This window comes from Rhodococcus sp. BH4, from assembly GCF_002079265.1.
In the GTDB taxonomy this organism is placed as follows: Bacteria; Actinomycetota; Actinomycetes; order Mycobacteriales; family Mycobacteriaceae; genus Rhodococcus_F; species Rhodococcus_F qingshengii.
On record NZ_CP014941.1, the window covers coordinates 4,569,444 to 4,582,501 of the forward strand.

Genomic DNA, 13,058 nt, shown 5'->3' on the forward strand with positions numbered 1-13,058 from the left:
CGGTCAGTTACCCAGCAGTGCAGCCGAATTCGCGCGGCGGAGCTTCCCCGACGACGTCTTCGGGATACTGCCGGGACCCAGGACCGCAACGGCGCGAGGTCGGACACCGACGTCGGCAACCACGGCGTGGACCACTTCGCGTTCGATACGCTTGACCTCTTCCGGATCTTCGAAAGCGTTGGTCTCGACGGCGACTGCAAAGCTCTCACGCTTCTGGCCGGCGTCGAGACGAATCGCGACGGCGTTTCCGGGACGCACACCGGCAACGGTTCCGGCCGCCCGTTCGATGTCTGTGGGGTACACGTTCCGGCCGCCCATGATGATGACGTCCTTGACACGCCCGCACACCACGACCAGTCCTTCCTCGGTGAAGTACCCGACGTCACCGGTGTCGAGCCAACCGTCGGCGTCCTGGGCCGGCTTGTGTCCGTCGACCGTGACGTACCCGGGAGTGACTGCCTTGCCGCGAACCTCGATGATTCCGACACCGCGGGCCGGAAGCACCTGACCGTCACGGTCGACGATGCGTCCCTCGAGGTCAGGCACCATCTTGCCGAGTGTGGCGAGGGCACGAGCGTTGGGGCGATTGGACGGCACCGCTCGAGACATCGATTCGAGAAAGTCTGGATCGACGTAGTCGAGGACCTGACCTTGATCGGGATCCGGAATCGACACGGCGAGCGTGGTTTCCGCCATTCCGTACACGGGCGCCAGCGCAGTCGGGTTCAAACCGAAACGCGCACCTGCCTCGGCGAGTGCATCCATCGTTTCGGGATCCACCGGCTCGGCGCCGTTCCACATGTATCGGACGCTGGACAGGTCGACTGCCCCGTCTTCCGCCTGTGCGAGTCGACGAGCCAAGAGCGAGTACGCGAAGTTCGGTGCGGCGGTGACGGTTCCGCCGTACTTGCCCATCAGTTCGGCCCACAGCACCGGGGTACGCAGGAAATCCATCGGCGTGATGCTGATGACCTCTGCGCCCACCTGCATCGGAACCGTGAGAAAACCGACCATGCCCATGTCGTGGAAGAGCGGAAGCCAGCTCACCATCACGTCGTCTTCGATGGAGAACTTGATGCGGTTGATCATGGCGTAGGCATTTGTGTAGAAGTTCTCGTGCGTGATCTGCACGGCCTTGGGCGAACCGGTGGAACCGGACGTCAACTGCTGGAGTGCGATATCCGATTCGGCCGTCTCCACGGGATCGATCGACGTTCCGCTGCGAAGCTCGTCCACCGTCACGACGGTGATGCCACGCTCTTCGAGGAGCGGCTTGGCCGCGTCGAAGGGCGCACCCAGAATGACGGCTTTCGCGGAGATCATGTCGATCACAGTCTCGGTGTCCTGAGCCCAGACGCCCAGATCCGTTCGGGGGGTCGGCTGATGCAGCATCGTCACCGACGCACCGCGCATCCACGTCGCCTGGCAGGCAGGTGCGATGTCGACGGGCTGTCCGGCGAGAATGCCGATCGCGACGCCGCGATCGATACCGACCTCGGCCAGGCCGCCGGCCATGCGCCGAGCCTCCTGGTGGATGTCGCCCCAGGTCTGACGGAAAGCGTTGTCCGGCTCTCCCGTCACCAGGCCGCGGTCGGTGACTGCGGCGGTCGCATACATCTCTTCGGTGAACTTGCTCAACGCAACTCCTCGGTCAGTGTCACTCTTCGATCAGTGCAACTCTTCGCAGGACACAAATGGCTGTGTGTTCGAACACACACATACATGGATAATCAGCGATCGTTCGCCGAGTGTTACGCCGCAGTGGCTATTGCATCGTGGTCTGCGAGTATCCTTTCTCTGTTGTGCTGCCGCACTCTCCACCTGTCCGCGCACCGGCACGTCGCCGGCACCGACGCCCACTTCGAGAGGTTCTTCGTTGACTACCCCGTCCGACTCGACCGTCCCTTCCGACTCGACTGTCCAGTCCGACACCGAAGGCCCCGATTCAACCGAGAGCGGGTCGGTCGCGGTCACGACGACGACCAAGGGCCTGTCCGCAGAGGCAGAGCGTCGCCGCACCTTCGCCGTCATCTCGCATCCCGACGCCGGAAAGTCGACGCTGACCGAAGCGCTGGCACTGCACGCGAAGAAGATCTCGGAGGCAGGAGCCGTCCACGGCAAGGCAGGCCGCAAGTCGACGGTCTCGGACTGGATGGAGATGGAGAAGGCCCGCGGCATTTCCGTCAGTTCCACCGCACTGCAGTTCAACTACCACTCGTCCGAGACCCCGGACGAGCAGATCAACGTCATCAACCTCGTCGACACCCCCGGTCACTCCGACTTCTCCGAGGACACGTACCGCGTCCTGACCGCCGTCGACGCGGCGGTCATGCTCATCGACGCTGCCAAGGGCCTCGAACCGCAGACGCTCAAGCTGTTTCAGGTGTGTCGTCACCGCGGCATTCCGGTCATCACCGTCATCAACAAGTGGGACCGTCCCGGTCAGACTCCTCTCGAACTGCTCGACGAGATCAGCGAACGGATCGGCCTCACGCCCACCCCCCTGTACTGGCCGGTCGGCATCGCCGGCGACTTCCGCGGACTGCTGCGGCGCGGTGAAGACGGTGAGGCTCGCGAGTACGTCCGCTTCACCCGCACCGCAGGCGGCGCGAAGATCGCCCCCGAAGAGGTCATGGACGCCGACGCGGCGCTCGCCAAGGAAGGCTCCGAGTGGGAGACCGCGGCCGAGGAGAGTGAACTGCTCTCCGCTACCGGCCAGGACCACGATCAGGAGATGTTCCTCGCCGGTCAGACTTCCCCGGTGATCTTCGCGTCCGCGATGCTCAACTTCGGCGTCCGCCAGATCCTCGACACCCTCGTCGAATTGGCGCCGCCGCCGCGTGGGCGCGAAGACCTCAGCGGCAAGCCGCGCGAGGTCACCGATCCGTTCAGTGCGGTCGTCTTCAAGGTCCAGGCCGGTATGGACACCGCGCACCGCGACCGTCTGGCGTTCATGCGCATCGTCTCCGGCGTGTTCGAGCGCGGCATGGTTGTCACACACGCCCAAACCGGCAAGCCCTTCACGACCAAGTACGCCCAGACGGTATTCGGACGTGAACGTTCCACCGTCGAATCCGCGTTCCCCGGCGACGTCGTCGGCCTCGTCAACGCCACCGCACTCGCACCCGGCCACACGCTGTACACCGAGAAGAAGGTGGAGTTCCCGCCGATCCCGTCGTTCGCGCCGGAACACTTCTCGATCCTGCGCGCCGAAAGCGCCGGCAAGTACAAGCAGTTCCGCCGTGCTGTCGACCAACTCGATTCCGAGGGCGTCGTCCAGATTCTCCGCAACGACATCCGCGGCGACGCCTCCCCCGTCATGGCGGCCGTCGGCCCGATGCAGTTCGAGGTCGTCGCAGCACGCATGAAGGCCGAGTTCAACGTCGAGGCCAAGATGGAACCGCTCGGCTACGCATTGGCTCGCCGTACCGACGCCGCGTCCGAGGTCGAACTGAACCGTCAACGAGGTGTGGAGGTCTTCACCCGTTCCGACGGTGTTCTGCTCGCCCTGGTCAGTGACAAGTGGCGCCTGCAGTACATCCAGAAGGAACTCCCGGATCTGACGCTCGAACCCCTCGTCGCTGCTGCGGACTGATGAGCCTGATCGAGGCGCTGTTCGACGCCGAACTGCACATCGGCAGCGCCACGATTCTCTGGCGAGAGATCATCGGAAACGCGTTCGGAATCGGCTCCGCGATCGCGGGCGCGCGACGCTCGGTATGGGCGTGGCCCGTCGGTATAGCCGGAAATGCCTTGTTGTTCACGGTGTTCATGGGCGCACTTTTCCACACGCCGCAAGAGCTCAATCTCTACGGCCAGGCCGGCCGTCAGTTGTTGTTCATCACCGTCAGCGTCTACGGGTGGACTCAGTGGCGACGCGGGGCACGCGACTCCGGTCGCGCAGTCCTGCCCCATTGGGCGACAACTCGCGAGCGCGTCGCCATGATCGCCGTCATGACCAGCGGCACAATCGCTTTCGCCTGGATCTTCGACCTCCTCGGCTCGTACGGAGCGTGGGCGGAGGCCTGGATCTTCACCGGCTCCATCCTCGCGACATACGGCATGGCGCGCGGCTGGACCGAATTCTGGCTCATCTGGATCGGCGTCGATGCCGTTGGTGTTCCCCTTCTTTTCCGAGCCGGCTATTACCCTTCGGCGATCCTCTATCTGGTCTATGCATTCTTCGTCCTGTGGGGCTTCGCAATGTGGCTGCGCATTCAACGCCGAACTCCACAAGGGGTGTGACCGTAAACCAACTCCTGGTATGTTTGCGTCGATTAAGCAAACCGGCGGTCTGTTTACGGGCATCAGGAGCGAAACAATGGAAGACAAGAATTCTCACGGAATAGCGGGCCCCAACGGTTCCGGCAACGGATCGAGAGCCAATAGTTCCGCAAGTAATGGTTCTGCAAGTAATGGTTCTGCAAGCAATGGTTCTGCAAGCAATGGTTCTGCAAGCAATGGTTCTGGGAGCAACCTTTCCACGGGTAACGGTTCCACCAGTCCCACCGCCACAGCGGATTTTCTGTCGACCGCACCCAAGCAATCCGATGCATTCACGTTTCCGCTTCCTGCCCGAACCACGGCCGCACACAGCAGCGGAGAGGACCTTTCAGTGCCAGCTTCAACACGCGAATCATCGAGGACGCTCGAAACTCGGAGTCGTACCGTCGTACGTCGCGACGCGATGGGCGTAGCCGCCGTTCGAGTGGCCGGTCGACTCACCCACACCGAACTCATCGCAAATCAGGCCTCACCCTCGAGCACACATTCCTCCGACCCCACGACGGATCTGGACGAGTTGCTCACGATGCTCGGCAGCTACCTGTTGTCCTCGGGGTTCGAACATCCCGAAATCCACGCCAAGCTGGGCGGACAGTCGATTGTCGTCAACCTCGTTTCACCGGAAATCAGCGCCAGCTGAGCTCGACCCAGCTGTCGCTTAGGGCCACAGCACTGCTCGTGTCCATGCTCGGTCCGAGCCGCGCCGGTACAACCACCGCTGATGCCGACGCCCGGAGTCTGCCTGCCAGAACTCGACAGACTCCGGCTCGAGGCACCACGCACGCCAGTCCTTCGACACGAACCCTGGGTCGTCGCTGATTCTTGCTTCCGCAGCGGCCACCGACGCGTCGTACGCCCCTAAGTCTTCGAGCACCTCGCTCTGCTTACTTGCCGTCGCCACCGCTCGCGCGGTGACGGAGCGTTCGACGAAGTCTCGGCGTCGAAGTGCGTCGTCGCCCTCGCGAACCGTTCCGCGAATCCGGACCTGTTGACCCGTCTCGCGCCAGTAGAAGGCGAGCGATGCTCGCGGATTTTCTTTCAGCTCAACACCTTTCGGCGAAGCAGCTGAACCAGAGAACCAGAACCCACCCTCGCTCACGTCCTTGAGGATGAGGAAGCGAGAATCAGGCATACCGTCGCCGTCCACGGTCGAGAGCGCACACACGTGTGGCTCGACGACGCCGAAGGCCACGGCCGCGCGGAGCCAGTCGAGGAACAACTCCCCCGGCTTTTCCGGAAAATGTTCAGGCGCGGGCGGCGGAGTTCCGGTCAGTGCGGGGATACCGCGAATCCACGTCCGTACGTCAGGCAGCGAAAAATCTGCATCAACCATGAGCCGACTCTAATCGCGGGTGGCCTCAGGAGACGTTGCGAACGACCGAGTCGCCGAACGACGGTTGCTGCAGCAGCGCCCACTTGTTGGACGTCAATCGGAAACTCGGCATGTCGGCGAGCGCCACCACCGATTCCCAGGTCCGCTCGTAGCTCGTGTGGGAGATTCGCCATTCACCGTCGCTGCAGCGGGTGTATCTGTCGTGATAGAAGGCCGATCCGCGAAGCAGCATGCCGTCTTCGGGGATTACCACTGTGTCCGCGAGGCACCAGATCCCGGTTGCGGTGTCTCCGTCGACGTCGATCTCGGGTTGCCCGCACTGATGTTCGGTGATGATGTGTGATCCGAGAGTGTTCTCGAGGAAGGAGACGAACGAATCTCGGGAATCGAAACTGAGTTGTTCTCCGTAGATCGCGGTGGCGTCGACGGTCAGAGTGTCGGCGAATTCGACCCACGATTTGGTGTCCAAGGCGCGTGCGTATCGGTACTTGAGTCTTTGGATGAGAACAATCGCTTCGAGATCCATGATCCCCGCCTCCCGGTGCAGCAACCACCCGTCCTATGTGTGCACATTAGCCTGTATCACGCCGAAACGGGCATTACTCTCAAAGCTAGTAGAAATGTCAGCCGATAACACGCTTTTCCAGGCCGTCGAGCATGATCGTGATCTTCTCGTCCAACCAACCTCGCCCGTGCCACGTCGATTCGTCGCCGATACCCTCGATCAACGACTCCGATGCATTCCAACTTTCCTGATACGCCTGTCGCGCGGAACGTGAATCGGCGGAGCTGACGGTCTTGTCCATCGCCGCCATCATTGCGAACTGCGTCATGGTCACCTCGGAGATGAAGTCCACCGCCAATATCGCATCGTGGGGTGTGAAGCCTTGCGCAGTCAACGAACCGACCAGTTTCTCCACGATCTCGATTATCGCCGGCGGCGTGCCCGGAACTGCGAGCCCGACCTGGGCCAGACCTGGATAGCGCTCGAACGAGGACCACAGAACGTCGCAGAAATCCTTCAGGAATTCGCGCCACGGACGATTCGTATCGGGCCATACAGTCTGACGCACAACATGATCCGAGCAGGCACGCAGCAGCGCTTCGCGGTCTGCGAAGTAGCGATAAAGTGCAGAATGACTGACGCCCAGCCGCTTTGCCACGCTCGGCATGGTCAGTTCACTCAGATCACCGGCCAGGGCGGCCTCGACGATGTCCACTGTCGACAACGTCGGCGGCCGCCCCGTCTTCTTTCCGGTCTGCATTCTGCTCAGCTTGCCACCTGCTCAGCCCGCTACCAACCGCCATCCCGACGCACGGTGGCGCTGGTTCCAGAACGCGGCGTAGTTCCCACCGGCTGCGAGCAGAACTTCGTGGGTTCCCACTTCGACGATCGATCCGTCGTCACCGAGCACGATGATCTGATCTGCGGCCACGACGGTCGACAGTTTGTGAGCGATCACGAGCAGTGTGCTTTCCCTGACGAGTTCTTGCATCGCACGCTGCACGTGTGCCTCGTTCTCGGGATCGAGCGCGGCCGTCGCCTCGTCGAGCAGAACGACAGGTGCGCGTTTGAGGAGTGCGCGCGCAATGGAGACCCGCTGCCGCTCTCCACCGGACAGTGCCGTCCCGGCCTCACCGACACGGGTGTCCCAACCCCGCGGAAGCCGCTCGACGATTTCCGCGACGCCCGCGATCCGAGCCACGTCGAAGACTTCCTCGTCCGTGGCTTCGGGGCGGCCGAGGCGGATGTTCGCGATCAACGTGTCGTCGAAGAGGTACACGTCCTGGAAGACCAGAGACAGCTGCGACATCAGGTCGGCACTCGTGAGGTCCCGCACGTCGACGCCGCCGACACGCACCACACCGGAGTCGACGTCGTAGAAGCGCGAGATCAACCGGGTGACGGTGGTTTTGCCGGACCCTGACGGACCGACCAACGCCGTCAACGACTTCCGTGGCACGTCGAAGGAGATGTTTCGCAGAACCTGCCCACCGTCCGCGTATCCGAAGTCGACGGCGTCGAACTGCACTGCCGTCTCCCCCGTCGCCGTCCCGCTGGTATCGGGTTCGACCATTGGTTCAACTTCGAGGATCTCGGACATTCGCCGGATTTCATTGCGTGCCATTCTGATTGCACCGCCGAACTCGCCGATCTCACCCAGCGGCTGGATGAACCGTGCGGTCAGTCCGAGTAGCGCGATCAACGTGACCGGATCGATGTCGCCGCCGAGCGCGAGGAACGCGCCCAAGATGATCACGGCAGAGAACACGAATTGCAGGGCGATCCCGTTGACCACGGACCCGATCACCACGAACCACAGTTGTGAACGACCCGCAGTGTGTTGCGCTTCGATCGCGTCGTCGAGCGGTTCGTACACCCCGTGGGTGCGTCCGAAAGCACGCAGGACCGGTTGGCAACGCGCGTATTCGAGCACTCGATTGTTCGATTCGACGGCCGCTGCATGAGCCCGATCGTCGGCCTTGGCAGTCATCGTCGAGGCAAATCGTGCTGCCGCGAAGAGAATCGGAACGCTGATTACCAGCGCGAGCCCGAGCCGCCAGTCGAAGAACAACATGCACACGACAATGGTTGCCGGGCTGGCAATTCCGGAGATGATCGGTGTCATCAGGTGCGCAGCGGCCCCCATCACCGAGATGGTGCCCTTGCTGGCAACCTGCGATACCTGCCCGAGTCGGCCGGCGCCGAACCAGCCGAGCGGCAGAGTGACGAGATGATCTCCCAGGCGCAGATGCATCGTCCGCAGCAGAGTGAGGGCCGACTCGAAACCCTTCATCGCCTGCAGGTAGTGCGCAATCGAACTGATCACAGCGCATACGGCCATGGCGGCGAGCCACCGAACGAAACTGCCCCAGCTCTGATCGAACAGTGCCTGCACCGCAGGGACCAGAAGCGCCACTGCCAAACCCTGCATCACGCCGTACAACACTGCCCACACCAGGAACTCGCGATAACGGCCCTGATTCTGCGGGCCGAGTATCCGGAAGAGGTCGCGAATCATGAGTTGGCCTTTCCTGCTGCGTCAGACTTACCTGCGGTGTTGCGTTCAATCGAGTCGGCCCGACTGTGCTCAATCGAGTCGGCCCGACTGTGTTCAATCGAGTCGGCCCGACTGTGACTCGCCCACATCCGCGCATAGGTTGAACCACTCGCCACAAGCTGATCGTGCGTGCTCTTCTCCACGATCCGTCCGGCGTCGAGGACCACGATCTGATCGGCACTCACGATCGAAGCCAATCGGTGCGCGATCACCAGCACGGTGCGGCCGACCGTCAAGCGCGACAACGCCTCCTGGATATCGGCTTCGGACTCCGGATCGGCGAACGCGGTTGCTTCGTCGAGCACGAGAACAGGAGTGTCCGCGAGAATCGCACGCGCAATGGAGACTCTTTGGGCTTCACCACCCGAGAATCTGGCGTCGACCCCGACCACGGAGTCGTACCCTCTCGGGAGCGCTTCGATTCGGGTGTCGATCTGCGCGGCTGCGGCAGCGGCCTTCACCTCGGCCGAAGTCGCCTGCGGTCGGGCAAGCCGAATGTTGTCGAGCACGGTCGCTTCGACCAGCTGCACGTCCTGCAGGACGAATCCGACGTGGCGGTACAGCTCGTCGGTAGCGACTTCCCTGACGTCGACACCACCGATGGCCACGGATCCGGCACGCACGTCGTGGAACCTCGGAACCAGCGTTGCCAGCGTCGACTTACCCGAACCCGAAGGTCCGACCAACGCCGTCACCGTGCCCTCCGGCAGCGTCAGATCGATGTCGGACAGGACGTCGGCGCCGTCGTCGTATGCAAAGGAGACTCCGGAGAATCGAACTTCGTTCCCCACAGGCTTTTTCGGATGATCGGTTTCCGGCAGAGCGTCGGTTGCGAACAGCGCAATCAGTCGCGCCGCAGCGGCGGCTGCCTCACGGCGAGCCTGCATACCGAAACCGATGGTCGTCACCGACACCGGAATCACCATCGCGACAAGAGAACTGGTCAGCACATCGACGGGTGACACCCATCCGGAGTGAACGAACCACGAGCCGAGGCCAAGGTTGACCACCAGCACAACCGGTGCGCTCAACGCAATCGAGGCCAGCGCCTCGGTCCGGAGCATCGGGCGAACCCAGCCCTCGTACGAGACGGCAAACGCCTTGGCAGCGTCGCGGTATCGAGAATGTGACTGCTTGTCCTGACCGAAGGTCTTGACCACTGCGATGCCGGTGACGAACTCGACGATGGTGTTGCTGATGGCCGCGATGCCCTCATTCATCCGGCTCATCTTGACGGCCATGTCCTTGGTCATCATCGCGTAGGCGATCATGTAGATCGGGAGGGTGGCAATCGCGACCAGTCCCAGACGCCAGTCGATCGAGATCACGTAGCCGAGCCCGACGAGCGGCACCGCAATGGCGCCGGTGGTCTCGACGGCGCTGTGCGCAACCAGGTAGTGGAGATCGGAGATGTCGTTCTGCGCGGCTTTTCGCACGGTTCCGGACGAGTGGGAGGTGAACCAGCCCAGTGGAAGTCGACCGAGTGTCGCTGCGATTCGACGCCGAAGCACAGCTTGAAGATTGACATCGGCGAAGTGCGTCACGATCAATGCACCGCCTCCGAAGAACGCACGCATACCCAGACCGAAGACGACCACCCACACGATCGTCCAGACGCGAGACGAGTCGATGTCGCCGCCCACGATCAGCGTCTTACCCAACTCGGCGATGGCCACGTACGGCACGATGGCCGCGACCGCGGCGATCACCTGCATCACCATCGCGATGGTGGTCCGTGTACGAACTGGCGCAAGGAGTTCGCGAAGCGCGCTCTTGTGCGCCGCCGCTTCAGCTTTGGCTTGCGAGGCTTCGGCCGCCGCTCCTTGTGATACGTCGGCCTCCTCAGATGAAATGTCTGCTTTCGTAGCCTCTGTCGTCGTCATTTCGAGAACGCCTTCCATCGGGTAACTGCGTCGGCGTCGGATGCGATGCGGCCTTGGAGTTCCGCGCCGGTGAGAGTGCGATCGGCAAGAGCCTCGAGGTCTTCGAGGATCCAGTAGACCGCGAAAGGATAACTGCCGAACCAAAGTTCACCGCTCACGTCCACTGTGCGTCCGGCCTTCACTGCGGAGATCTCGTTGAACAGTGGATTTGCGTGAACTAGAGCGCCGTCGTAGATGTTGCCCGAGGTCACCACCATCGCGTCCGCCGCGTGCTGTCCGACCTCCTCGCCTGACACCGAAGACGTGGCAACACCTGTGTTGGGGCCGATCTTCGCGTCGAGTTCGGCTTGCGGGCGCCCGAAACCGGCTTCCTCGATGATCGAGGACATCGGCGACTGTGGGATGACGGTGTACATGCCGCCGGAGAATCCCACCAGCACTGACAGCGTCTGCGGTTGCGCCTCGACCGTTCCGGATACTTCGGCAAATTTGGTCTCGAGCCTCGACACGATTTCGCGAGCTTCGGACTCTCGACCCAGTGCCGTCGCCGCGGTATTCAGAACTTCGCGCCACGGCGCCGCATAGGCGAGCACCGTCGTCGGGGCAATCTCGTTGGCCTGCAAGGTGATCGACGTCAACGAGCCGACATCACTGAGCAGGATTCGGTCAGGATGAACGGCCGCGATCTGCTCCACATCTGGTGATTGGAAGAACGTCGGTTTGTCGACGACCTCGATCCCCTCACTCTGCAATATCTCCTTCGCCGCCTGCGACTGCAGCGTGGCGAAGACCGTATCGGGCTTGACCCCGAGCGTGAGTGCGTTGAGCGCTGCGAACTCGTCCAGTGCGAGCAGTTTCTGAGGTGCAGGTACGGCCGACGACTCGCCTGTTTCCGATGCGTCTGCGTCATCGCCGCCCACGGAGCAACCGACAAGCGCCGTTGCTGTCGCTGCGAGTGCCGTTGCTCGCAGGCCCCACTGCTGCCGCATCCTTCTCTCCCCGCTTTAGTTACACGCTGTCTCGATTAGGGGAGCCTACAATAAGTCACGCCTTTTGTGCAGTCCTCGTCGCTGGAAGTGCAATCGCCGGCAGACAGGCGACAACACTGATGACGGCACCCATCACGAACGCCAGCGCGAACGAGTCGCCGGAAATGCCGATCGCCAGGACCGCTGTGGTCACCGGGGCGCCCACCGCCGAACCGACGGTTCTGATCACACTGTTGACTCCACTGGCTGCTGCCATTTCCGATGGCGGGACGATCGAGGCAACCAACAGAGCACAGACCGCGAACCCCACGCCGTTCCCCAATCCGACGAGGGAAAAGAACGCCACGATCGCAACCACCGGACTCGGCCAGATCGCGAGTCCGACTGCGCCCGCCGCCATGAGGGCCAGCGCTATGACAGCGGGCACCCGCGGCCCGAATCGCCGCGCGAGAGCCGGCGTCAAGCGGCCACCGAGAAAGACGAGGACAGCGGCGGGCAAGAGCGCCAAGCCGGTCTGCACAACGGTGAATCCGCTTCCATACGTGGACGTTTCCGGCGCCTGGAGGATCCGCGGCAGACAGAGATAGAAAATGTACGGCACGAACCCGAACACCAGGGTGAGTGCGCTGGTGATCATCATCGGCTTGTCCCGAAAAACTCGCATGTCGACGATCGGCGCGTCGTGGCGGGAATCGACGGCAATCAGTGTCGCGAACGAAACGAACGCGACTACCACCAGACCCCAGAATCCGAGCGACAAAACTCCCCAGTCGGAGGCTTTCGTGATCGCCAATAGCAGGCTCACCAATCCGAACGCCAGAGCGCCGGCACCGGCCCAGTCCGTCGGCATACCCGGGCGGCGATGCGAGCCCGGAACCACGGCCACCACTGCGACCAATGCGAGCACGATCAAGATCCCGGTGATCACGAACAACCACTGCCAACTGAGATACTCGAGGATGACACCGCCGATCACCAGTGCACTTCCGGCACCGATTCCCAAAGTCCCAGCGAGCCAACCTATCCCTGAAGACAACTCGGGACCTACTACCGTTCTCCGCAGTACTGCCATCGCAAGCGGGAAGCTCGCCATGCTCACTCCCTGGACAGCTCGAACGACAAGCAGCACCCCGATATTCGGGGCGGCTGCCGCGGCAAATGTCGCGAGAGCGAAGATGATCAGGACGATCACCAGGACTCGCTTGTCGCCGAATCGGTCACCCATCGCGCCGACTATCGGAGCCATCACCGCGGCCGCCAACAGGTACGCCGTCAGGATCCAGCCGGTCACCGCCACGGACGTGTCGAAATGCTCACCCAACACCGGCAACGCCGGTACCAGCATGGTCTGCATGAGCGAGTAGACGAGTACCGCCCCCGCAAGCGCGGCGATCACCCGGCTCCCGGATCGCGTGGGCGCCTCCGCCAAGGTTGTCATCGACACCTTCCTCCAATCATGAATCGAATCGGAACGGAACACTCCGTTCCGATTGAGTAAACCATGCAT

11 protein-coding genes are annotated in these 13,058 nt (G+C 62.5%); 3 read left to right on the plus strand and 8 right to left on the minus strand.

Features of this window, described 5'->3' with window-relative positions; translation table 11 throughout:
• Window positions 1-3: 3 nt before the first annotated feature.
• Window positions 4-1,638: a fatty acyl-AMP ligase gene (locus A0W34_RS20870; RefSeq protein WP_050654518.1), complete on the minus strand. Its 1,635-nt coding sequence runs from the start codon at window positions 1,636-1,638 to the stop codon at window positions 4-6.
• Window positions 1,639-1,990: 352 nt separating this feature from the next.
• Between A0W34_RS20870 and A0W34_RS20875 the strand changes: the two genes are divergently transcribed.
• The 3 genes from A0W34_RS20875 (at window position 1,991) to A0W34_RS33835 (ending at window position 4,924) form a co-directional block, all read left to right on the plus strand.
• Complete coding sequence (locus tag A0W34_RS20875; RefSeq protein WP_135000451.1) at window positions 1,991-3,595, plus strand: peptide chain release factor 3; 1,605 nt, start codon at window positions 1,991-1,993, stop codon at window positions 3,593-3,595.
• On the plus strand, window positions 3,595-4,245 hold the full coding sequence (gene pnuC / locus A0W34_RS20880) for a nicotinamide riboside transporter PnuC (protein WP_050654516.1): 651 nt from the start codon (window positions 3,595-3,597) through the stop codon (window positions 4,243-4,245). The genes A0W34_RS20875 and pnuC overlap by 1 nt, the downstream gene beginning before the upstream one ends.
• A 370-nt stretch (window positions 4,246-4,615) precedes the next feature.
• Window positions 4,616-4,924 carry a hypothetical protein gene (locus A0W34_RS33835; RefSeq protein WP_003946211.1) on the plus strand — a complete coding sequence of 103 codons (309 nt, stop codon included), beginning with the start codon at window positions 4,616-4,618 and terminating at the stop codon, window positions 4,922-4,924.
• 18 nt (window positions 4,925-4,942) lie between these two features.
• On the opposite strand, the gene A0W34_RS20890 is transcribed toward A0W34_RS33835, so the two are convergent.
• The 7 genes from A0W34_RS20890 to A0W34_RS20920 all read right to left on the minus strand — a co-directional run bounded on the left by A0W34_RS20890 (window position 4,943) and on the right by A0W34_RS20920 (window position 12,989).
• Window positions 4,943-5,617, minus strand: coding sequence for a pyridoxine/pyridoxamine 5'-phosphate oxidase (locus tag A0W34_RS20890; RefSeq protein ID WP_081558210.1), 675 nt, complete (start codon window positions 5,615-5,617; stop codon window positions 4,943-4,945).
• Window positions 5,618-5,642: 25 nt separating this feature from the next.
• Window positions 5,643-6,143: a nuclear transport factor 2 family protein gene (locus A0W34_RS20895; protein WP_003946235.1), complete on the minus strand. Its 501-nt coding sequence runs from the start codon at window positions 6,141-6,143 to the stop codon at window positions 5,643-5,645.
• Window positions 6,144-6,240: 97 nt separating this feature from the next.
• Window positions 6,241-6,882 (minus strand): TetR/AcrR family transcriptional regulator, encoded by a 642-nt coding sequence (locus tag A0W34_RS20900; protein WP_054780876.1) that lies wholly within the window; start codon window positions 6,880-6,882, stop codon window positions 6,241-6,243.
• A 21-nt stretch (window positions 6,883-6,903) separates the two neighbouring features.
• A complete protein-coding gene (locus A0W34_RS20905) occupies window positions 6,904-8,640 on the minus strand; it encodes an ABC transporter ATP-binding protein (RefSeq protein ID WP_081558211.1) in 1,737 nt (578 codons plus the stop codon).
• Window positions 8,637-10,562 (minus strand): ABC transporter ATP-binding protein, encoded by a 1,926-nt coding sequence (locus A0W34_RS20910; protein ID WP_232329895.1) that lies wholly within the window; start codon window positions 10,560-10,562, stop codon window positions 8,637-8,639. The genes A0W34_RS20905 and A0W34_RS20910 overlap by 4 nt, the downstream gene beginning before the upstream one ends.
• Window positions 10,559-11,551: an ABC transporter substrate-binding protein gene (locus A0W34_RS20915; protein WP_054780875.1), complete on the minus strand. Its 993-nt coding sequence runs from the start codon at window positions 11,549-11,551 to the stop codon at window positions 10,559-10,561. Before A0W34_RS20915 ends, A0W34_RS20910 begins: the two co-directional genes overlap by 4 nt.
• A gap of 55 nt (window positions 11,552-11,606) precedes the next feature.
• Window positions 11,607-12,989, minus strand: a complete 1,383-nt coding sequence (locus A0W34_RS20920; protein ID WP_081558849.1) for an MFS transporter — start codon at window positions 12,987-12,989, stop codon at window positions 11,607-11,609.
• Window positions 12,990-13,058: the final 69 nt, after the last annotated feature.